Raw genomic sequence first — 22,205 nt, forward strand, 5'->3', positions numbered from 1 at the left:
TCTTTTAACTAAAGGGAAAAAGATTCCCCACAACCGCAGGTTCTGCTTGCATTGGGATTATTAAAAACAAAACCTTTTCCGTTCAATCCTCCCGAATATTCCAAAGTGGTTCCGGCTAAATAAAGAATAGATTTTTTATCAACAATTATTTTAATTCCGTTGTCTTCGAAAATTTGATCGGCATCCGATTTCTCATTATCGAATTTCAAAACGTACTCTAAACCTGAGCATCCACCGCTTTTCACGCCGACTCTTATGAAATCTTCGAAAGGCTTAAAACCATCTTCTGTCATCAGCTGGATGGCCTTTTCTTTCGCATGATCGCTTACTTTTATCATTGTTTTTATTTAGAATGATTTTAGATTGCAAAATTACTAATAATATAATGAAAATCAAATTTGTGACGGTATATTTGTCTATCTGAATTATAGAAGAAAAAATTTAACATTTTAACCGTAACCCTATCCAAATCGAAATATTTACTCATGAAAAAAATTGCACTGATATTTTTGGGATTATCTACCCAAATCTTTTTTGCGCAGGCAAACCGTTTTATCTATCAGGTAACGATGAAAACGGATTCCACCAACCGAAACGACATTAAAACCGAAACCGCTTATCTCGATGCAACACCCGAAAAATCTATTTTCTACGGGGAAAAAAGATTGCAGCGTGATTCGTTGTTTACAAGAATGAGACAGACAAATGGCGCTAGTTTCGACCGGTCGCAAATACAGAACCTGCGCTCAAATATTGACTATACAGTAGAAAAAGATTTTAAAACCGGAAAAAACACTTTTAATTCCAGAATTGCACGTGACCAGTATTCTTATGAAGAAGACCGGCCAATGGAATGGAAAATTCTTCCGGAGACCGCAAAGATTGGCGAATATAAAACCCAAAAGGCTGAAACGGATTTCGCCGGCAGAAAATGGGCAGCGTGGTTTACCACTGATGTTCCTTTTCAGGATGGACCTTATAAATTCTCGGGACTTCCGGGACTGATTGTAAAAGTGGAGGATTCTAAAGGCGACTATTCTTTCGACCTGAAAGAGACAAAGAAAATTGCCGAAATACAGAACTTTAATCAATCTGGAAATGTCGTTAAAGTAAAGAGAAAAGATTTTGTAAAACAAGAAGCACTCTTCCGCAAAGATCCCTCATCATTTATGCAGGCCGCTATGGGGACAAGAGGTGGTGGCGGAATCAGCGCTCCACAGAGCAGAGGTTCAATGCGGACTCCTGATCCAAATCAGCGCAGGCAGATGGAAACAAGAATGGCGGAGGAGTTGAAGAAAAATAACAACCCGATTGAATTGAATTAAAAAAAAATCCCGATCTATTGAGATTCGGGATTTTGATTTAGATCGTTTCCCCGCTTTTCAGCCATTCCGATTTTGAAAGGTATTGCTCATCAGGATAATAAATAAACAAGACGTTTCGACCTTTTATAGTATTGATGATTGGTTCTGCTAAAGCTCTGGGAACTGCCGGGCAGCCCCAGCTTCTGCCGATTCTTTTCTGAGATTTTATAAAATCTTCACTAACGTAATCTGCTCCATGCATCACGATCGCTCTTTGCAGAGCCGCATCATTATAACCCGGATCCATCCCTAAAAGCTTGAGCGAATATCCGTTACTACCGTTGTAGGTACTTTCGGTAATGTAAAAACCAAGGCTGCTTTGGTAAGAACTTTCGGTGTTCGAAAAAGCAGTTGCAAATTCTTCTCCCGTATTTTTTCCGTGCGCAACCAAGGAATTGAAAACTACAACTTTCTTCTCCAAATCAATTACCCAAAGGCGCTTTTGTGTTGATGAAAGTGAAAAATCGACGATACTGATTAAATTTGAAGTTTCTGGAAGTTTACCGGCTTTTTTAAGCTTATTGAACCCTAAAAAAGCTTTTTCAAAAACTTCTGGATTCAATGTGTTGTTGCTTTCGAAACTGATGGAACGGTAGATTTCGGCTGCTTTATCTTTCGATGAATTTGATTTTTTAAGTGCAGGTAAGGATGTTTTTATATTCTGAGTTTCAGGCTTTGCCTCTTCTTTTGGATCGAATGTATAAAATGATGTTGCAAAAAAGATGACGGTTACCAGTGATAAAAGAATTTTCTTCATTCTGTATTATGTTAAATCAATTTGACCCGGCAAAAATACAGTTATTTAATTTTCAGAACGTTACGCCTCATTTATTTTAACTGTTTTTTAAGAAACTTTAACTCATATACAGTTCAAAAATATTTTGTAATTTTGCTTCCTAATGTTAAGGACATTAAAAATCTTTCTGATTATTTTGGGCTTGGGAGTTTTCATACTTCCAACGCAGACACTTTTCGCTCAGGATCCAACGGTGGAATGCTGTGAAAAAAAAGCGAAGAAAGATGACTGCTGCAAAAGCGAAGAAAAAAAGTCCTGCCATTCTGATAGTCCTTCAGAAAAATCTGGAAAGAACAATTGTGGTAATGATTGCTCAAACTGTCATACGTGTTCTATAAATTTTGTCCTTAATTACTATCATTCCGAAGAATATCAGTCTTTGCAAAAAACATTCTTCGTCCATCAGCTGAAATTTATTTACGAATTTTCTTTTTTTTCATCAAGTTTTCATAACATCTGGCAGCCGCCTAAAATAGCTTAATTTATTGACTTACAGCCTGAAGTATGTTCTTCCGGCTCCCTTTTATTAAATTAACATATTTTAAAAAATGAAAACATTATTGAAAAGTCTTCTGGCTTTCTCACTCCTATTCACCAACTTTGTATTCGCACAAACCATCACCAAATCTACCTTTAAAGTAAAAGGCGAGTGCGGAATGTGTAAAGAAAGAATCGAAACAACCGCCAAAAAGAGCGGTGCCACCTACGCAAACTGGAACTCAGATTATCAGCAGCTCATAGTAGAATATGATGCGGGAAAAGTAAGTCCTGATGAAATTCTAAAAAAAATCGCGGACGTAGGCCACGATAACGAAAAATATTCGGCTACGGATGAAGTTTACAGAAACCTTCCCGGATGTTGTCTTTACCCAAGAGAACCTTCTTTTCTACCAGTAACAAATGCAGAACTGAGCAAACCTACAAAAGGGGAAAATCAGTTTTTTGTACGTGGAAACTGTGTTTCGTGTAAGACAAGAATTGAAAAAGCTGCTAAAACTGCCGGCGCCGATTCAGCGAATTGGGATCCTGAAACCCAAACAGTAACACTTAATTTTAATCCTGCAAAAACTTCAGCCGATGCAATTTTGAAAATGATCGCCGATGTAGGTCACGATAATGAAAAGTATACCGCGAGCGATTCGGTTTATAAAAACCTTCCCGACTGTTGTCTTTACGACCGCACCTTGCCTTTGGGCGTAAAAAGTGATTTGGTTCACATCGAAGAAAGCCCCGCTCCAAAAAAGGATTTCACCCAACATGCTGATCATGTCGACAAGAGTATTGAAGAGGTAAAACTCATAAAAATGGGGGAAGCTACAGCGCTTAACAAAAAGGAAACCGGCCTTACGTTCAATATCAGTTCTAAAGAATTATTGAAAGCCGCTTGCTGTAATCTTTCCGAAAGTTTCGAAACCAACGCAACTGTTGATGTCGCATTCAGCAACGCCGTTACCGGAACTAAACAGTTGAAAATGTTAGGGTTAGACCAAAAATATACTTCATTGACAAAAGAACTTTTGCCTTCCATCCGCGGTTTGGCGTCACCTTACGGAATGAATTTAATTCCCGGAAGATGGATCGGCGGAATTCAGCTTACGAAAGGTGGAAGCACGGTTACGAACGGTTACGAAAGCATTACCGGACAAATTAATACCGAACTTCTAAAAATGCAGGATAAACCGGAAACTGCCATCAATTTTTTCGGAGATATCAATGGAAGATTCGAATCCAATATCACTTCCATCAGTAAAATTTCTGACAAATGGAACCAGTCGGTACTTCTCCACGGAAATGCCACTTTAGCAAAGATGGACACGAATGACGACGGTTTCTTAGACCAACCGACAGGAAACCAGATTAATGCAGCTTACTTGCTGAATTACAATGATTTGGAACACTCAGGTATGGGTACGCATTTTGGAATAAGTTTCGTTAAAGATGAAAGATTCGGCGGGCAAAAAGATTTCGATAAAAATACAGACCGTTCACAGCAAAGCTTTTACGGAGTGGGAATTGATATTACCAAATTCGACATTTGGAATAAAACAGGATACGTTTTTAAGGGAAAACCTTATCAAAGTATCGGCTGGATGAATCAGTTCACCTATCATCAGCAGGACAGCTTTTTCGGACAGAGAAATTACCTCGGTAACCAGAAAACCTTTTACTCAAACTTAATTTTCGAAAGTATTTTCGGGAATACAAATCATAAATACAAAACCGGAGCAAGTTTTCTGTATGATGATTTCGATGAAAATTATCTGACTCAGAATTTTAAAAGAACTGAAACCGTTCCCGGACTATTCTTTGAATATACATTAACAGGTTTAAAGTACACCTTGGTTGCGGGTGCAAGAACCGATTTTCACAACCTTGCCGGAACACAGTTTACGCCAAGACTTAACTTTAAATACGACATTTCTCCGAAGACAATCTTGAGACTTTCTGCCGGAAAAGGCTTCAGAACGGCCAATATTTTTGCTGAAAATCAACAATATTTTGCCTCCAACAGACAGATTGAAATCTTAGGAAACGGCGGAAACATTTATGACTTGAAGCCAGAGATTGCCTGGAATTATGGGGCAAGCCTTCAGCAGGAATTTAAATTGTTCAACAGAAAAGCGACCTTAGTTGCTGATTTTTTCCGAACCGATTTTCAAGATCAGGTGTTGGCAGATTTGGACATTTCGCCGAACAAAATTGTATTCTATAATCTTGACGGAAATTCTTATGCAAACAGTTTCCAAACTCAATTGGATTTTGTTCCCGCAAAAAATCTTGAACTGCGCCTTGCCTACAAATATTATGATGTTCAGGCCGATTTTTCAGGAGGAAAAAGAGAGATCCCGTTTATGGCAAAAAACCGTGGATTCTTTAATGCATCATATGCTACGGATAAAAATGACAAAGGTGCTTTCTGGAGTTTCGATACGACACTACAGTTGGTTGGAAAACAGAAATTACCCAATTTAAATGCAAACCCGGCAGAATTCAGACTTCCTGAATATTCCGATTCATTCGCAACTTTGAATGCGCAGATTTCCAGAAACTTTAATCAAAATATTCGCGTATATTTGGGAGGAGAAAATCTAACAAGTTATACCCAAAACCAGCCGATCATTGACGCAAAAAATCCATTTGGAAATTATTTTGATGGTGGAATGGTATATGCTCCGATCATGCCCGCGAACTTTTATCTAGGTGTAGATTTCTCCTTTAATTAAAAATAAAATATTAGATATGAAAAAGGTTATTGTAATGATTTTTGCAGTTGCAGCTATCGCTACTTCCTGTAAAAACACCAAAAACACGGAGACTCAAAATTCGGCGGCACAAACAGCCACTGCACCTGAAACCAAATCTCAAGACGACGCAACCTCGCAAAGTTCCGCTCCGGAAAAAAATTCTGTTGCAGACAACACTTCAAAAAGTGGCAAACCTGCTCTGAATCCAGCTCACGGCGAACCTTACCATCGATGTGATATTGCTGTTGGTGCGCCAATTGACAGTCCGGCTCCGGCACAAAATGCGGCCCCGAAAGTAGTTCAGCCACAAAGTGCGCCAAATGCTGGTTTTAACACCAATCCAATTTCGCCATCAGCTGCTCCTTCGGTTTCTTCCACTGCAGATATCGGCCCGAAACCGGCTCTGAATCCGCCTCATGGCCAACCGCACCACCGTTGCGATTTGCAGGTTGGAGCGCCTTTAACTTAAATGAAAGTTTTTATTTAAATAGAAATTGCGGAATTTCATGTTCCGCAATTTTTTTATTTCTTTTCTGAATCTCCTACGAACTCCAACGAAACCGAATTCATGCAATAACGCATTCCGGTTGGAGGCGGTCCATCATTGAAAACGTGACCAAGATGGGAATCGCAGCGTTTGCAGACCACTTCAATTCTTTCCATTCCGTGGGAAGAATCTCTGTTGTAAGCAACTCCATCTTTATCGGCTTCAAAAAAACTCGGCCATCCGCAGGTGGATGAGAATTTAGAATCTGAACGGAAAAGATGATTTCCGCAAACCGCGCAATAATAATCGCCCAGTTCGTCAAATTCATTGTATTTCCCTGTAAAAGGTCTTTCGGTTGCAGCTTCGCGAGCAATTGCATAAAGATCCGGAGATAGGATTTTTTTCCATTCTTCGTTGCTAACGGTTAATTTAGAACGATCTGTCCTTGAGTAATAAGGATTGTTTTTGGTGGTAATATTTTCCATTTGTTTTTCTTTTTCGGGTTTATTTACCTGAGAACACATTTGTAGGGAAATGCTCATCAGAATAATTAGGATTGTTTTCATCTTTTTAAAAACAGATTTTTAAGATAAATCGTATTTAGAATGAATTTTGCTCTTCAAAAGTAGTAAATTTGAACCTAATGAACGACGCAGAAAAAAAAATACAGCTGAGAAAATACAAATTATTTGCAACAGGACTTTTCGTTTTGATGGCGGTGATTTTTGTGGCGACCACCATTTTAGAGAAAAGAAATCCCGCGCATTGGATTGGTTACATCCGCGCTTTTTCGGAGGCGGCGATGGTGGGTGCATTAGCGGATTGGTTTGCAGTGACAGCCCTTTTTAACTATCCTTTAGGACTGAAAATTCCACACACGAATCTTATTGAAAACAGCAAAGACCGAATTGGCGATAATCTCGGGAATTTCGTGGTTTCTAATTTTCTTTCGCCTTCGAATATTCGTCCGTACATTCAAAAGCTTAAAATTTCTCAATTTGTGGGTGAATGGCTTTCAAAAGAACGCAACCAGCAGAATTTGGTGAAAGAAATGTCGAATATTGTTTTAGATATTTTGAACAAATTAGATGATTCTGCGGTGGTAAATTTTATTGGAAACAAAGCAAAAGAAATGTCCGATGACATAAAAATCAATCATATTTTAGGCAACGGAATCGAGTATGTTCTCGATAAAAACGATCATCAAAGGATGATTACTAGCCTTTCAAAACAGATAAAAGATTACGTTCTGCAAAATCAGGAAATCGTAAAAAACCGTGTAAAAAAGGAAAGTTTCTTCCTGATTCCGAAATTTGTAGATGATACGATCGCCGAAAAAATAACCAACGGACTTTCTTCTTTTTTTGAGGAAGTAGAAAACGACCAAAACCATTCTTTACGGAGCGAAATTACCCAGAAGCTGTACGCTTTTTCGCATGAAATACAAACCGAAGAAAAATGGGCGGAGGAATTTCGCGGGATTAAAAATGATTTTCTAAAAGAGGAAAAAATCAACCAATATTCAAAAGACATTTGGGAATCCATCAAAAAATCTTTATCGAAGGAATTGGAAGATGAAGATTCAGCATTAAAGAAATATTTGCAAAAAAACCTTTCAGAACTTGCGGAAAATCTAAAATCCGATGAAAAACTTCAGTATAAAATCGACCATTGGGTTCGGGTTACGGCTTACAAATATATTCTCCGAAACACTCATCAGTTCGGGGATTTAATCAGTTCTACCGTAGGAAACTGGAAAGGAAAAGAGCTCAGCGAAAAACTGGAGCTTGAAGTTGGCAAAGATCTTCAGTTTATCCGCGTTAACGGGACTTTAGTTGGCGGTTTGGTTGGATTGGTAATCTATACGATTGCGAATTTCTTCATTTAACTTTTTAAACCACAAAAGGCACAAAAGCTTTTTCTCAATCATTTTTATTTAAGATTTTAAAAGATAGCAAAATTTGAAAAACAGATTTTGCTACCTTCTGTAATGCTTTTTTCAAACATTTCTTTTGTGGCTTTTGTGGTTCAATAATCAATATTTTTCCAAAAGCTTCTTATTAATATCATGAATCAATTGCGGGCCTTCATAAATAAACCCGGTGTAAAGTTGGATTAAACTTGCGCCTGCTTCCAGTTTTTCAAGTGCATCTTCAGCAGAATGAATTCCGCCAACACCGATAATTGGGAAAGCTTTTCCACTTTTTTCTGAGAGAAATCGGATGACTTCCGTGGAACGTTTTGTTAATGGTTTTCCGGAAAGTCCACCCGTTTCGTCTTTGTTACTCGAAACCAAACCTTCACGGGAAAGTGTCGTGTTTGTTGCGATAACTCCGGCAATTTTGGTCTCGTTTACGATATCGATGATATCTAAAAGCTGTTCATCCGTCAAATCCGGCGCGATTTTCAGAAGAATCGGTTTTTGCTTTTCTTTTTCAGCATTGCGTTTCTGCAGTTCACTTAAAAGTTTCGTTAAAGGCTCTTTTTCCTGTAAAGCGCGGAGATTTGGTGTATTAGGCGAACTTACATTCACCACGAAATAATCGACAACAGGAAATAATTTTTCGAAACAGATGATGTAATCATTCACCGCATCTTCGTTGGCCGTGATTTTATTTTTTCCAATATTTCCGCCAATCAACACGTTTTTATTGTTCTTCAGCCGTTCCACCGCCGCATCTACTCCACCGTTGTTGAAACCCATTCGGTTGATGATTGCAGCATCCTCTTTCAGACGAAACAGTCTTTTCTTGGGATTTCCGTCTTGTGGCTTTGGTGTTAAAGTTCCAACTTCAATAAAACCGAATCCCAGATCCGAAAGTTCACTGAACATTTTTGCATCCTTATCAAATCCCGCGGCAAGACCAACAGGATTTTTAAATTTCAACCCGAAAACTTCACATTCCAATCTTTTGTCTTCAATAGGTTTCGGAATAAAAATTTTGGCAAAAAAAGGGAAATTCTTTAATAATGAAAAAGTGAAATAATGTACTTCTTCGGGATCGAATTTGAATAGAATTGGGCGGATGAGGCTTTTATACATTTGTAAAATGGGGTTTCACAAATTTACAATTTTCCGGCGAATTTTATTACTCTCACAATATTTTGAATACATTTGCTTTTCTATTTGCAGAAAATGTGGAACAACAGACTCAATACCATTTCATTTTATACAAGTTTCATTGCCTTCGGTCTAATGATTGTAGAAGCAGGATTTTATACAGAGCTCCTGTACCGGTCGCAAGTAATTTTCTTTTATGATGTAAGTTTCCTGCTTACCATCTTCAACATCTTGTATTATAACATGTATAAGAAAAATACAGCCACCCGGAAACTCTGGCCGCTGGAAATCCTAATCATTCTGCTGGTCATTCTATATTACGCTGCGCGGCTGGAATATAATTTCTTCGATTCCCGAAATCTGCGGTTGGTGAACCAAAGACTGCTGTATCTGTTGATTACGCTTTGTTTTATCAGAGATTTTTCGTGTTTGCATATCAATTTTAAAAGAGCATTTATCAATCCTGCGCAGCTGTTTATTTCGAGTTTTATTGGAATTATTTTCCTGGGAACCGCAATGCTCCTCATGCCGAATGCAACTACAAAGGGAATAACAGTGCTCGATGCGCTCTTCACTTCTACCAGCGCTGTATGTGTAACAGGTTTGGTGACGCTTGATACCGCCAAAGATTTTACCGTGTTCGGGAAGATTATCATCCTTGCTCTGATACAGACCGGCGGGTTGGGAATTATGACTTTTGCGAGTTATTTCAGCTATTTTTTCCGGGGTGATTCGTCGTTTGAAAACCAGATCAGCATCAGCGAAATGACAAGTTCAGATAAACTGGGCGATGTTTTCAATACTTTAAAACGGGTTTTGGTGATCACCGTAACCGTAGAACTAGTGGGAGCTGCACTTATTTACCTCTCTCTGGATCTGAGCCTTCTGGGCAACTCCATTAACAATGGAATTATGTTTTCGGTTTTTCATTCTATATCTGCCTTCTGTAATGCTGGATTTTCAACACTTACAGGCGGTTTAAGCGAACCCGGCTACGAACTTAATTACGCGTTACATGTTGTTATCGCATTCCTTTTTATATTCGGCGGACTTGGTTTTCCGATTGTGTATAATGTCTACAAATTCATCCGCCATCTGTTCCAGAATATACTGCTGTCTAAAATAACAAAAGAAAAGTACCGGTACACGCCATGGGTCATCAACATCAATAGCAGAATTATTTTGATTACCACTGCGATTCTCTTAGTTGTGGGAACTGTTTTAATTTATTTGTTTGAAAAGGATGGTTCTCTGAAAAACCACACGTATTTCGGGACTGTTGTAGAAGCCTTTTTCATCTCAGCATCTAACCGGACCGCAGGCTTTAACACTGTGAATATGGTGAGTTTAAGCGGCCCCACGATGATGATCTGCTTACTGCTGATGTGGATCGGAGCCTCGCCTGCATCTACCGGTGGTGGTATTAAAACAACAACATTTGCGATCGCCATCCTTAACATTATCGCATTTGCCAGAGGCAAAAACAGAACGGAAGTGTACCGCAGAGAGATTAGTGATAATTCAGTAAAACGCGCATTTGCGATTATTGCGCTTTCTTTGATGATTATTGGGATTGCCATTTTTCTTCTCGTCCTCACAGAAAAAGATAAAGATCTGATGAGTCTGGCTTTCGAAGTATTTTCAGCCTATTCCACCGTTGGGTTAAGTTTGAATTTAACGCCCACCCTTACGCCGGCAGGCAAAATCATCATCATAGCGGTAATGTTTATCGGGAGAGTAAGTATGTTATCGCTGCTCATCGCTCTTGTAAAAAGGGAAAGGTATTTCAATTACCGATATCCGAAAGAGGAAATTATGATCAATTAAAAAGACATCAACATGAAATATATCGTCATAGGATTAGGAAATTTCGGACTTGCACTGGCCGAAAAACTTACAAAACTCGGCAACGAAGTGATCGGTGTCGACAGCTCAATGACCAAAGTAGAATCGGTGAAAGAAAAAATTTCGCACGCCATTTGTCTTGATGCGACCGATGAATATACGATGGGCGGACTCCCGTACAAAGACACTGATGTAGTCGTAATCGCAATCGGAGAGAATACAGGTTCAAATATCATGGCAACCGCCATCATCAAAAAGCTACACCCAAACCGAATCATCAGCCGCGCCATCGATCCGCTCCACGAAACGATTCTGGAAGCCATGGATATTCACACAATTATTCATCCCGAAGAGGAAACCGCAGAGAAATGGGCGAAAAAACTTTCCCTGAAGGGGTTGGTTGAATCTTTCGAACTCAGCGGAAAATACAGTATTGTGGAAATCCGCCTCCCGCAGAAATTTGTTGGGAAATCTCCAGTAGAGATCGAATTCCGGGCAAAATATAATCTGGTTCTGGTAACAGTCATCAAAATTCTGGCCGAGAAAAGCATCTTCGGGAAAGTGAAACGGGTCAATGAGGTACAAGGTGTTGTGAACAACGAAACGCCGCTTGAAAAAGGAGACATTTTGGTTTTATACGGGGACAATGATGATATTAAAAGTTTCATCAGAGACAGCAACAGCGAAGAGTAAAACCCATTTTTGAATCCTGGAAAAATCAGCTGATTTAATTTAATGAACAAATTTATAAATATAAAAGACGGAATTGTGTTTCCGTCTTTTTGTTTTCAAACCGAATCTCCATAGCCCTGATCGCAGCGGCATCCTTTTGCGGAGCGAAGCGCAGCAAAAGATACAGCGGAGAGCAGGTTCCCGGCTCCTTAAAATTCAACCCTATTTTATGAGTAAAATTCCCTATTTTTGCACAAATACTTAAAAACGATGGCAAAACAGGAAGATGTTTTCAAAAAGCTGATTTCACATGCGAAAGAATATGGTTTTATTTTTCCTTCGAGTGAGATATACGACGGACTATCAGCAATTTACGATTACGGACAGAACGGTGCGGAACTGAAAAACAACATTAAGCAATATTGGTGGAAAGCAATGGTGCAGATGAATGAAAATATTGTGGGAATTGATTCTGCGATTTTCATGCATCCGACGATTTGGAAAGCTTCCGGTCACGTTGATGCTTTCAATGATCCTTTGATTGATAATAAAGATTCGAAAAAACGTTTCAGAGCCGATGTTTTGCTGGAAGATTACTGCGCGAAACTGGAAGAAAAAGCACAGAAAGAAATTGAAAAAGCCGCGAAAAGATTCGGTGATGCCTTCGATAAGAATGAATTTGAATCCACGAACGGACGCGTTTTAGAATACAGGGAAAAACAGAAAACCATCCTATCCAGAATGGCGAAATCTTTGGAAAATGAAGATTTGGCGGATGTAAAAGCTTTAATCGAAGAGCTGGAAATCGCTGATCCTGACACCGGTTCTAAAAACTGGACCGATGTTCGTCAGTTCAACTTAATGTTTGGAACGAAACTTGGCGCTTCCGCAGATTCGGCAACCGATTTATATCTTAGACCGGAAACTGCACAGGGGATTTTCGTGAACTTCCTGAATGTGCAGAAAACTTCCCGCCACAAATTACCATTCGGGATTGCCCAAATCGGGAAAGCTTTTAGAAATGAGATTGTTGCGAGACAATTTATCTTCAGAATGCGCGAGTTCGAGCAAATGGAAATGCAGTTTTTCGTTCCTCCTGGAACAGAACTTAGCTTTTATGAAGAATGGAAACAAAAACGGTTGAACTGGCATTTGGCTTTAGGTTTAGGTGCTGAAAATTATAAATTCCACGATCACGAAAAACTGGCGCATTACGCCAATGCAGCTGCAGATATCGAATTTAAATTCCCATTCGGATTCAAGGAACTGGAAGGAATCCACTCCAGAACTGATTTCGATTTGAAAGCGCACGAAAAATTCTCCGGCAGAAAACTTCAGTATTTTGATTCGGAAAGAAACGAAAATTATATTCCTTATGTGGTAGAAACTTCCGTTGGATTAGACCGACTTTTCCTCGCTATTTTCTCCAATTCACTGAAAGAGGAAGTTCTGGAAGACGGTTCAGAAAGAACAGTTCTTGCACTTCCACCAGCTTTGGCTCCGGTAAAAGCGGCGATTTTACCTTTAATGAAAAAAGACGGTTTAGGCGAATACGGGGAGAAAATCTTCAACGATCTGAAATTTGATTTCAACGTGATTTATGAAGATAAAGACAGCATCGGGAAACGTTACAGACGTCAGGATGCGATTGGAACGCCTTTCTGTATCACCATCGATCACGATTCTTTGGTGGATAACACCGTTACTTTAAGAGACCGCGACACGATGAAACAGGAAAGAGTTCCGGTAGCCGATTTGCGCAGAATCATCGACGAGAAAACGAATTTCAGAAACCTGCTTTCCAAGATTTAATCGTACTAAAAATATCAAACTGAAGTTCCGAATTACTTCGGAACTTTTTTTGTTTTTTAATCTTAAATTTGTGATTAAAGATTTATAAATGTTTTTGAAAATTCTAAAAGGAATCCTCGTATTTTTTGCTCTGGTCATCGCACTTACGTATTCTTTCGGCTACGATTATCTCTTCAATGGAATCCGCCAGACCTATCTCCGGGGAGAATCGGGTTCTACGATTGATGACGGCAAATATTTTCCGTCGCATACCATCGCGAAAGGAAATACTGTTTTGTGGGAAAAAGACTCTCTTTACAATAAAAAAGCGTTGCCTAAAAGTCTGCTTCAGGATCTTAAAAATTCAAATACTGCATCATTTTTAATCATTAAAAATGGAAAACTTCTTCACGAACAATATTGGGACGGCTACAGCGCAACCTCAAAAACCAATTCTTTTTCCATGGCGAAAGCCGTCACTGTACTGCTGTTGGGCAAAGCAATTGAAGAAAAAAAAATCAGCAGTTTACATCAGCGTTATTCAGATTTTTTTGAAAATTACAAAAATGTAGAATTCGGAAATAGACTCACCGTAGGAGATTTAGCCAAAATGGAAGCCGGATTAAATTGGAACGAAAACTACAAAAATCCATTTCTGCAAAATGCAAAAGCTTATTATGGAAAATCGCTGGAAGAAGCCGTTTTGCTCCGAGGTTTTAAAGAAAATCCGGGAACAAAATTCGAATACCAAAGTGGAGCAACTCAGCTTCTCGGCTTTGCAATAAGAAAATCCCTAAACCAAACCATCGCCCAATACGCCTCCGAAAAACTTTGGAAACCTCTCGGAATGGAGCATAATGCTGAATGGAGTACTGATGAATTGGGGATGGAAAAGACATTTTGCTGTATTCATTCTACCTCACGGGATTTTGCGAAACTCGGACAGTTGTTCTTGAATGACGGAAAATTCGGCGGTCAGCAAATCATCAGTTCAGAATTTTTAAACGAGATGAAAACGCCCACGAAACTTTCGAAAGAAGCTTATGGAATGGGACTTTGGATCAATAATGATACCGCCATCAAACATTATTATTTCTGGGGATTATACGGACAGTACATCATTATCATTCCTGAGAAGAATATGATAATTGTGAGAACCGGCACTTATAAAGACCAGCCAAAAGACGCAAAAGGAAGACCGGTACAGGCAGCGTTTTTGGCAAATGAGGTTGCAAATCATTATTAATACAATAAATCAGAATACATAGTATTCAAATATAAATTCCGTAAATTTGAAGCATTCTAAATAAGTTATGTTCGATTTACAAAATATCCGCAGCCAGTTCCCGATTCTGAATCAGCAGGTTAACGGGAAACCTTTGGTTTACCTCGATAATGCCGCAACTTCGCAGAAACCAATCAGTGTTTTAGATTCCTGGCAAAAATATTATACAGAAATCAACGCGAATGTTCACCGCGGAATTCACACTTTAAGCCAACTGGCGACCGAGGAAATGGAGCTTTCTAGGAGAAAAGTCCAAAAATTCATCAATGCAAAAAACGATTTCGAAGTTATTTTTACGAAAGGAACTACGGAAGGACTTAACCTCATCGCCTACTCGCTCACGAACCTGATTAAAGAAAACGACGAGATTATTATTTCTTATCTCGAACATCACTCGAATATTGTTCCGTGGCAAATGCTTTGCGAAAGAACCGGCGCAAAACTAAAAGTAATTCCGATGGATGAAAACGGAATTCTGCAACTCGATTTCTTAGATGAAAACCTCAGCGAAAAAACAAAAATAGTTTCTGTTAATCAGGTTTCCAACGCATTGGGAATTGTAAATCCCATTGAAGAGATTATTGCAAAAACCCGCGCAAATTCTGACGCTATCATCGTAATCGATGGAGCGCAATCTGCACCGCATTTCAAAATTAATGTTCAGAAAATGGATTGCGATTTTTTCGTTTTTTCAGGACACAAAATGTATGCACCGATGGGAACCGGAATTCTGTACGGAAAAGAAGAAGTTCTGAATAAAATTCAGCCTTTCCACGGCGGTGGCGAGATGATCGCAACTTGCTCTTTCGAGAAAACCACCTACGCAGATTTGCCTTTCAAATTTGAAGCAGGTACACCAAATGTTGGTGGAAACATTGCATTGGGAGCCGCTATTGATTTCATAGAAAATATTGGTCAGGAACATTTACAAAACCACGAAAATGCTTTGCTGGATTACGCTCAAAAGCAATTGCTGCAAATAGAAGGTTTAAAAATCTATGGTGAAAAGGCCCACAGAACCGGCGTTGTATCTTTCAATCTCGAAGGAATTGGAATTTCTTCAGATGTCGGAATGATTCTCGACAAGTTGGGAATTGCGGTGAGAACCGGCCATCATTGTACGCAACCGATTATGAATTTCTTCAATATCGCAGGAACCGTTCGAGCAAGTTTTGCAGTCTACAACACATTTGAAGAGATTGATATTCTTTTCGAAGGGGTGAAAAAAGCGCAAAAAATGCTGGGTTAAATCTTAGCTTTCCAAGATTTGTTTTGCCGCTTCTTTTGTTTTTACTTTTTCAATAACGCGAACGCAAATTCCGTTTTCGTCGAAGATAAAAGTGGTACGAACAATTCCCATGAATTCTCTGCCCATGAATTTTTTGAGTTGCCAAACTCCGAATTTTTCGATGATTTCTCGGTTTTCATCAGCAAGTAGAGGATATTGGAAGCCAAATTTTTCATGAAACTTTTTCTGACTTTTCACAGGATCTGCAGAAACTCCTAATAATTGAAAGCCTTCTTTTTTAAGTTTTGAGAAATGATTATTTAGATCGCAGGCTTCAGCTGTACAACCGGGTGTATTGGCTTTTGGATAAAAGAAAATCACAAGTTTTTTTCCTAATAAATCTTGGGAATTTACTGTTTCACCATCTTGATTTACACTTACAAATTCGGGCAATTGATCACCAACTTTCAACATAATGTTTAATTTTGTTCAAATTTAAAGCTAAAATGACAAAAAAGCAAAGAGCAGAAACCGTGTTGACGGAACTCGAAAAATTATATCCGGAAGTTCCGATTCCTCTGGATCATAGCGATCCTTACACGCTTTTGGTCGCGGTAGCTCTTTCGGCCCAAACGACTGATAAAAAGGTAAACCAAATTACCCCAAAATTATTCGAAGTTGCAGGTGATCCCTTTAGAATGAAGGATTTAGAAGTTGATGAAATTAAATATTTAATCAAAGAAATCGGGCTCGCAAATACCAAGGCCAAAAACTTAAAAAAAATGGCAGAACTACTGGTAGAAAGGCATAACGGCCAGGTTCCACAAACTTTTGAAGAATTGGAAGCACTTCCGGGAGTTGGTCACAAAACCGCGTCGGTGGTAATGAGCCAAGCTTTCGGCGAACCTGCTTTTCCGGTTGATACGCACATTCACCGATTGATGATTCAATGGCAACTAACTTCAGGAAAAAACGTTGTAGAAACAGAAAAAGATGCAAAAAAACTCTTCCCGAAAGAAAGTTGGAACAAACTTCATCTACAAATTATTTTCTACGGCCGCGAATATTCTCCCGCGAGAGGCAATAAAGAAAAAGATTTCTTAACGAGAATGCTTTTTGAAAAATAAATTCTGAGTTTATTTTAAAAGCCCTTCAACTTTGTTCACCAGCTCCTCGATTTCAAAAGATTTGGTGAGAAAATCGTTCACATCGATTGCTTTGCTAATTTTATCCGCATCGGGATGCGCAGACATCATCATGATTTTGATGTGCTGAGTTTGTGGATTTTCTTTAATTTTTTTAGTTAAAATTTTCCCGTCAAAACCCGACATCAGCAAATCGGTGATAATAAGTTTTGGATGATTTTTTTCAATCATTTTATTAAAATCCAAAGGATTCGTACAAGATTCCGCATCGAAACCTTCGGCAATTAAAATGCTTTCGAGCAACGTGCAGATATCCTTATTATCATCCACCACCAAAATTTCCATATACTTCTTCGTGTTTTTTAAAGTTGGCTATCAAAATAAATTTTCTGATATTGAAAAAGCAAAATTAATTATTTTTATTAATGTTATTTATTAAATAATGAAAATTTTTCATCAAATTTAATATTCATAAATTATTATTTTTAAATAAAATTCAAAATTCCGTCACCTTTGATTATTTATGACAATTAAATAAAAAATCCGCTGATGATTTCAGGGGATTTTGTTCAAATATTTACGTAATTTATTATTGTCTTTTCGCCCAATTTTCCATTTTCCGATCCAAAACATCGAGCGGAAGACAACCTTGATTTAAAACTTCATCATGAAATTTGGCCAAACTAAACTTGGCACCCAATTCTTTTTGATATTTATCCCGAAGTTCCCGAATTCGAAGCGCTCCGATTTTATAACCCAATGCTTGTCCCGGCAAAGCCATATATCGTTCAATTTCCGCTGTTGCAGCGGCTTCATCATACGAAATATTACTCAAGAAATACTTAATTGCCTCTTCACGATTCATCGTTCCGGTGTGCAAACCGGTATCAACAACCAAACGAACCGCTCTCAACATTTGGTCACTCAGATAACCCATTTTTTGATAAGGATCGGTGTACAAACCAAATTCGGGACCCAAAGTTTCACAATAATGCGCCCATCCTTCACCATACGCACCGAACCAACCAAACCTCATAAATTTCGGCAGTGCAGTGTTTTCCTGTTGAAGCGAAACCTGATAATGATGGCCAGGAATTGCCTCGTGAAGGAAAAGCGATTCCATTCCGGAAGTCACATTAAACTTCGAAGGATCCGGCAAAGGAATATAGAAAATTCCCGGTTTTTTACCATCAGATGTTCCCGGAAAATATTCAGCACTTGCCGTTGCTTCTCGGAATTTTTCGGTTTGGCGAATCTCAAATTTGGTTTTTGGAGTAACGCCGAACATGGTTTTCAATTTCGGGGTAATTTTTGTCAAAATCCCATTGAAAGCATTGATTACTTCTTTTTCGGTTTTATACGGCATTGCTTTAGGATCGGCTTTTACGAAAGTGATAAACTCTTCCAATGTTCCAGAGAAACCAACTTGTTGCTTCACTTTTTCCATTTCCGCACGAAGCATTGCCACCTGTTCCAATCCAATTTTATTGATTTCTTCCGGAGTTTTGTCGGTAGTGGTGTGGCTTTTCACATAAAATGCATAAATCTCATTTCCTTTCGGCAACGCATTAATCCCATCACTTTTTCTTGCTTTTGGCAAATATTCTTTCGCTAAGAAATTGCCCATTTTTATATATGCAGGAATAATTTTTTGAAGAATGAGGTTTTTATAATCCGCAATTAATTTTTCTTTTTGTGCTTCAGAAAAGCTTTTTGGGAAGTTTTTTACGGGACCATAGAAAATATTTTTCTCCAAATCCGGACTTACGATTTCTTCCGCGGTCATCTGAGGAATCATCTTAACGACCAATTTTTGAGGCAAAACATAATTATTTTTAATTCCTTCACGGAAATTTTCAATCGCGGCATCCATCCATTTCGGGAATTTTTCAGCTCTGCTCAACCAATCCTGATAATCTTTTTCGGTTTTGAAAGGCTGAAATCCACTACCACTTCCCAAAAGCGGAAATTGCAAAGGAAGCCCGTCGAATTGAGTAAAAGGAATATATTCCGGGTGATAAGCGTAGTTTTCTATTTTATCTTTTAAGGTATAATCGAGGACATCATAAACAGTTTTATCCTCGTCATTCAAATTTTTATAATCCACTTTTTTCAGCTGCTCCTGCACGGAATTGAAAAAGGAAATTTCGCCAGAAATGAAATCTCTATCAATGGTAATCGGTAATTGGTCATTGTAACGGTAATCACCTTGTGCAGTGGCTTCCAAAGGATGAAGTTTCAAATATTGCTCATAATAGTTCGCAGCAATAGAATCCAAATCCGCTGGTGTAACTTTGGTAAGAGGCGAATCAGTTTTTTTGCAAGAAACTAAAGAAACAATAATTCCTACGCCACAAAGTGCTTTATAAAAGATATTCTTCATTCTGATGATTTATTTTTGGAAACGCTAAATTAATAGTTTTAATATTATCACTTCATTTTTATTGAGAAATCGATTTAAAAAATTTTCATTCTTCTTTAAAATCGTTTAAAAACAACAAATAAAACGCTAAAACTTGCATTAATTCTAAAAAAAGAACAAAAAATTTTGCACAACGAATCAATTTTTTATCTTTGTTGAAGCAGATTCACAATCAATTAATTAACATTTTTTTTCTTACCGAAATGAAAGGGATTTTAAAAATCTATCACCCTGAAGAAACCCTTAAATACCACATCAAAAGTACTTACTCTAAAGCGGTTTACAGCAATCAAAAGCATTTTCTGGAAGTTGAAATCATCACCGACGATTCTTTGGATCACGTGGATGACGACTCTCTACAATATCGTTTTCCGCAACTTTCGATGAATGTTTACGAATTTCCCCTCGAAGATGATCAAGTAGAAGGAAAAACTTTTGAGATTGACGATTCCGACGATGAAACCTTCACGGAAGTAAACCTTTTCGACGATGAAGACGCATTTCTTTACCAAAATGAATTGTCTTTTACCCAAAACGAAAATAGAGATTTGGAGCTATTATGGAAAGGGGAAATCACCGATTTTTATACCGGTTCCGACGAAACAATTCCTTTTAAATTGAAATGCAATTTCAGGCAAGACGAGATTGAAGTAGACGAGTAATTCCCGTTTTTTTCTTAGCTTTTTTTGTTAAAACCGTTTTTTTCTCAAGTAGAAAAAGCAGGTTATTTGAACACATTAATCATTTAAAAATGATTAACAGAAAGGTTTTTCAACAATATTAACCTAATTTTATCGTTCAGTTTTTAATTATAAATTTATATTAAATGTTTTTACAAGCAGCAGCACAAGCCGTAACGCCGGAAACGCAGGAGCAAGTTTTCTCTTTCTGGAAAATCATTTTCCACGGAAACCTTTTCGCTAATATCGTAATGTGCACCGTAATTGCATTAGGTGTTTTCTCGCTTTATATTTTTCTCGAAAGGTTATTTTACATCAACCGAATGTTGAAAATAAACGACACGAATTTAATGAATAACATTGCGGATTTGCTGAATCAGGGCCGTGTAGATGCAGCGATTGATTATTGCGAAAGACAAAATACTCCAGAAGCCAGAATCCTGGAAAAAGGAATTACAAGAATCGGAAGACCGATTTCTGACATCGTAAGCGCAATGGAAAGTCAAGCACAAATAGAAATTTCCAAATTAGAAAAAAACCTGAATCTTTTAGCTTCTGTACCAAGTCTAGCTCCAATGTTGGGACTTTTGGGAACGGTGATCGGATTGATTATGGCGTTTTTTAGCATGTCGAATGCTGAAGGTTCTTTCTCGCCGAAAACACTTTCTGAAGGAATTTATACCGCTCTCGGACAAACCGCAATGGGTCTCGCAGTGGCAATTCCTTCCAATTTTTTCTATAATTTACTCCTCACAAGAATCGATAAATTTGTTCTGAAAGTACAACACCTTTCTACCGACTTTTTAGACATCATCAACAAACCATCATAAATCATGAAACTTAAACGCAGAAATAAAGCAAACCCCGAGTTCAGTCTTGCTGCAATGGTGGATGTGATTTTGTTGCTCCTCATCTTTTTCATGGTGACTTCCGCAGCGGCGAACCAAAGTGCGATTGATGTAGAACTTCCGAAAGGCGAACTTGAAAATCCGAGCATTCCAAACCAGGTGACGGTAAGCATTAAAGAAGATGGCTCTTATTTTGTAGATGATGTTGCTGTAAAAAAAGAAGCTTTGGAATCGGTAATCGTCGAAAAATTAAAAAATACTCAAAAGCCTTCGTTTACCATTAGAGCCGACAAAAATTCGTTTCATAAAGACGTAGTTTTTGCGATGGAAATTGCAGAAAAGCACAAATTCAGCATCGCGATTGCCACTACGAAAGAAGATTAAGCCTTACAAAATGAACCAATACAGCATCAATAAAAAGGAAGAAAATAAAGACAAGATCAAAAGCGGAATTATCACCGCGATTATCTGGTCCGCTCTCCTGCTGTTTGTTTCTCTTTATAAATTTACCACCACGATTCCCGAAAAAAACGAGGTCGTTACCAGCATGCTCATCAATTTCGGTGACAACAGAAACGGAAATGGAATAGAAGAACCCGCCGAACAAAAAGGAAGTTTGGCCGCAACAAGCGATCCAACAACCTTAGAAACATCTGCGGAAGCGCAATCTGAAACTAAAATTACAGAACCTTCGAACGCTGTTGAAATCACTAAAAAAGAGTCTGCGAAAGAAAAAGTAATAACAGGAACAAGTGCTATAAACACGGTAAAAAATTCTGAGAAATCAGAGAAAAATACGAAATCAACCGTTGCTTCTTCATCAAAATCTTCGACAAAATCTTCGACAAAAGCATCAAGTTCTAAATCCACAACTTCCAATTCGAAAACCGGCTCAGGCGACGGAAAAGGAACCTCTGCAATTGGAAATTTAATTAAAGGACGTGGTACAAAAGCCGGCTCACAAGGCACCGGAACCGGCATAGGAAACCAAGGAGATCCTTTGGGCGGTGATGGTGATGGCGATAGCAAAATTGGGATCGACAGAAAATTAGTTGGCTACATTCCCGGAACGATGGGACGTGGCGGCGCACAACCATCGCATAATTGCTCAGCCAGCGGAAGCATCACGGTTTCTTACACCGTTGATAAGGCAGGAAACGTAATTTCCGCGAGAAGATCGGGAGGAATTTCCGATCCTTGCGTTGCTTCAACATCGGTTTCTTGGGTTAAAAAATATGTAAAAGCCGAAAAAGCTTCGACCTCATCTACCGGAACTTATAAAATTACTTTCTAAAAATTTTACCTGAATTTCATAAAAAACTTTACGAAAATAATT

Annotated in this window: 22 protein-coding genes; 14 read left to right on the top strand and 8 right to left on the bottom strand. The window is 38.4% G+C overall.

Annotation, left to right across the window (positions count from 1 at the left end; translation table 11 throughout):
- Positions 1-8: 8 nt before the first annotated feature.
- Positions 9-338 carry a HesB/IscA family protein gene (locus AP75_RS01475; RefSeq protein WP_088263446.1) on the bottom strand — a complete coding sequence of 110 codons (330 nt, stop codon included), beginning with the start codon at positions 336-338 and terminating at the stop codon, positions 9-11.
- 147 nt (positions 339-485) lie between these two features.
- On the opposite strand from AP75_RS01475, the gene AP75_RS01480 reads away from it, so the two are divergent.
- The gene (locus AP75_RS01480; RefSeq protein ID WP_031501243.1) at positions 486-1,325 is read left to right on the top strand and encodes a GLPGLI family protein; all 840 of its coding nucleotides are present in this window, start codon (positions 486-488) and stop codon (positions 1,323-1,325) included.
- A 37-nt stretch (positions 1,326-1,362) separates the two neighbouring features.
- Here AP75_RS01480 and AP75_RS01485 read toward each other — a convergent pair whose 3' ends face one another.
- Together AP75_RS01485 and AP75_RS14205 are read right to left on the bottom strand one after the other, a co-directional pair.
- Positions 1,363-2,121: a murein L,D-transpeptidase catalytic domain family protein gene (locus AP75_RS01485; protein ID WP_088263447.1), complete on the bottom strand. Its 759-nt coding sequence runs from the start codon at positions 2,119-2,121 to the stop codon at positions 1,363-1,365.
- Positions 2,122-2,275: 154 nt separating this feature from the next.
- Complete coding sequence (locus AP75_RS14205; RefSeq protein ID WP_158212060.1) at positions 2,276-2,422, bottom strand: hypothetical protein; 147 nt, start codon at positions 2,420-2,422, stop codon at positions 2,276-2,278.
- 286 nt (positions 2,423-2,708) lie between these two features.
- Between AP75_RS14205 and AP75_RS01495 the strand changes: the two genes are divergently transcribed.
- Both AP75_RS01495 and AP75_RS01500 read left to right on the top strand, forming a co-directional pair.
- Positions 2,709-5,384, top strand: coding sequence for a TonB-dependent receptor domain-containing protein (locus AP75_RS01495; protein WP_031501244.1), 2,676 nt, complete (start codon positions 2,709-2,711; stop codon positions 5,382-5,384).
- 16 nt (positions 5,385-5,400) lie between these two features.
- Positions 5,401-5,874, top strand: a complete 474-nt coding sequence (locus tag AP75_RS01500) for a Vmc-like lipoprotein signal peptide domain-containing protein (protein ID WP_051872458.1) — start codon at positions 5,401-5,403, stop codon at positions 5,872-5,874.
- Between the two features lie 53 nt (positions 5,875-5,927).
- Here AP75_RS01500 and msrB read toward each other — a convergent pair whose 3' ends face one another.
- The gene (msrB, locus tag AP75_RS01505; RefSeq protein ID WP_031501246.1) at positions 5,928-6,458 is read right to left on the bottom strand and encodes a peptide-methionine (R)-S-oxide reductase MsrB; all 531 of its coding nucleotides are present in this window, start codon (positions 6,456-6,458) and stop codon (positions 5,928-5,930) included.
- 77 nt (positions 6,459-6,535) lie between these two features.
- Between msrB and AP75_RS01510 the strand changes: the two genes are divergently transcribed.
- Positions 6,536-7,780: a DUF445 domain-containing protein gene (locus tag AP75_RS01510; protein ID WP_088263449.1), complete on the top strand. Its 1,245-nt coding sequence runs from the start codon at positions 6,536-6,538 to the stop codon at positions 7,778-7,780.
- A gap of 147 nt (positions 7,781-7,927) precedes the next feature.
- On the opposite strand, the gene AP75_RS01515 is transcribed toward AP75_RS01510, so the two are convergent.
- Positions 7,928-8,935: a quinone-dependent dihydroorotate dehydrogenase gene (locus AP75_RS01515; protein WP_031501247.1), complete on the bottom strand. Its 1,008-nt coding sequence runs from the start codon at positions 8,933-8,935 to the stop codon at positions 7,928-7,930.
- A gap of 93 nt (positions 8,936-9,028) precedes the next feature.
- On the opposite strand from AP75_RS01515, the gene AP75_RS01520 reads away from it, so the two are divergent.
- The 5 genes from AP75_RS01520 (at position 9,029) to AP75_RS01540 (ending at position 15,795) form a co-directional block, all read left to right on the top strand.
- Positions 9,029-10,780, top strand: a complete 1,752-nt coding sequence (locus AP75_RS01520; protein ID WP_088263450.1) for a TrkH family potassium uptake protein — start codon at positions 9,029-9,031, stop codon at positions 10,778-10,780.
- 12 nt (positions 10,781-10,792) lie between these two features.
- Positions 10,793-11,491: a potassium channel family protein gene (locus AP75_RS01525; protein ID WP_031501248.1), complete on the top strand. Its 699-nt coding sequence runs from the start codon at positions 10,793-10,795 to the stop codon at positions 11,489-11,491.
- 249 nt (positions 11,492-11,740) lie between these two features.
- Complete coding sequence (locus AP75_RS01530; RefSeq protein ID WP_031501250.1) at positions 11,741-13,282, top strand: glycine--tRNA ligase; 1,542 nt, start codon at positions 11,741-11,743, stop codon at positions 13,280-13,282.
- A gap of 88 nt (positions 13,283-13,370) precedes the next feature.
- Positions 13,371-14,507, top strand: coding sequence for a serine hydrolase domain-containing protein (locus AP75_RS01535; RefSeq protein ID WP_031501251.1), 1,137 nt, complete (start codon positions 13,371-13,373; stop codon positions 14,505-14,507).
- A gap of 67 nt (positions 14,508-14,574) precedes the next feature.
- Entirely contained in the window at positions 14,575-15,795 is a 1,221-nt protein-coding gene (locus tag AP75_RS01540; protein ID WP_031501252.1) for an aminotransferase class V-fold PLP-dependent enzyme, read from the top strand.
- Positions 15,796-15,798: 3 nt separating this feature from the next.
- Here AP75_RS01540 and bcp read toward each other — a convergent pair whose 3' ends face one another.
- Positions 15,799-16,248 (bottom strand): thioredoxin-dependent thiol peroxidase, encoded by a 450-nt coding sequence (bcp, locus tag AP75_RS01545; RefSeq protein WP_031501253.1) that lies wholly within the window; start codon positions 16,246-16,248, stop codon positions 15,799-15,801.
- 32 nt (positions 16,249-16,280) lie between these two features.
- Here bcp and nth point away from each other — a divergent pair, with 32 nt between their 5' ends.
- Entirely contained in the window at positions 16,281-16,901 is a 621-nt protein-coding gene (gene nth / locus AP75_RS01550; RefSeq protein WP_031501254.1) for an endonuclease III, read from the top strand.
- A 9-nt stretch (positions 16,902-16,910) separates the two neighbouring features.
- On the opposite strand, the gene AP75_RS01555 is transcribed toward nth, so the two are convergent.
- Together AP75_RS01555 and AP75_RS01560 are read right to left on the bottom strand one after the other, a co-directional pair.
- Positions 16,911-17,264 carry a response regulator gene (locus AP75_RS01555; RefSeq protein WP_031501255.1) on the bottom strand — a complete coding sequence of 118 codons (354 nt, stop codon included), beginning with the start codon at positions 17,262-17,264 and terminating at the stop codon, positions 16,911-16,913.
- 244 nt (positions 17,265-17,508) lie between these two features.
- Positions 17,509-19,302: a DUF885 domain-containing protein gene (locus AP75_RS01560; protein ID WP_088263451.1), complete on the bottom strand. Its 1,794-nt coding sequence runs from the start codon at positions 19,300-19,302 to the stop codon at positions 17,509-17,511.
- Positions 19,303-19,544: 242 nt separating this feature from the next.
- On the opposite strand from AP75_RS01560, the gene AP75_RS01565 reads away from it, so the two are divergent.
- The 4 genes from AP75_RS01565 to AP75_RS01580 all read left to right on the top strand — a co-directional run bounded on the left by AP75_RS01565 (position 19,545) and on the right by AP75_RS01580 (position 22,163).
- The gene (locus AP75_RS01565) at positions 19,545-20,003 is read left to right on the top strand and encodes a hypothetical protein (RefSeq protein ID WP_031501256.1); all 459 of its coding nucleotides are present in this window, start codon (positions 19,545-19,547) and stop codon (positions 20,001-20,003) included.
- A gap of 164 nt (positions 20,004-20,167) precedes the next feature.
- Complete coding sequence (locus AP75_RS01570; protein WP_088263452.1) at positions 20,168-20,851, top strand: MotA/TolQ/ExbB proton channel family protein; 684 nt, start codon at positions 20,168-20,170, stop codon at positions 20,849-20,851.
- A 3-nt stretch (positions 20,852-20,854) separates the two neighbouring features.
- On the top strand, positions 20,855-21,253 hold the full coding sequence (locus AP75_RS01575; RefSeq protein WP_031501257.1) for an ExbD/TolR family protein: 399 nt from the start codon (positions 20,855-20,857) through the stop codon (positions 21,251-21,253).
- A gap of 10 nt (positions 21,254-21,263) precedes the next feature.
- Positions 21,264-22,163 carry a hypothetical protein gene (locus tag AP75_RS01580; RefSeq protein WP_031501258.1) on the top strand — a complete coding sequence of 300 codons (900 nt, stop codon included), beginning with the start codon at positions 21,264-21,266 and terminating at the stop codon, positions 22,161-22,163.
- Positions 22,164-22,205: the final 42 nt, after the last annotated feature.

This window comes from Kaistella haifensis DSM 19056 (assembly GCF_000735695.2).
Classification (GTDB): domain Bacteria; phylum Bacteroidota; class Bacteroidia; order Flavobacteriales; family Weeksellaceae; genus Kaistella; species Kaistella haifensis.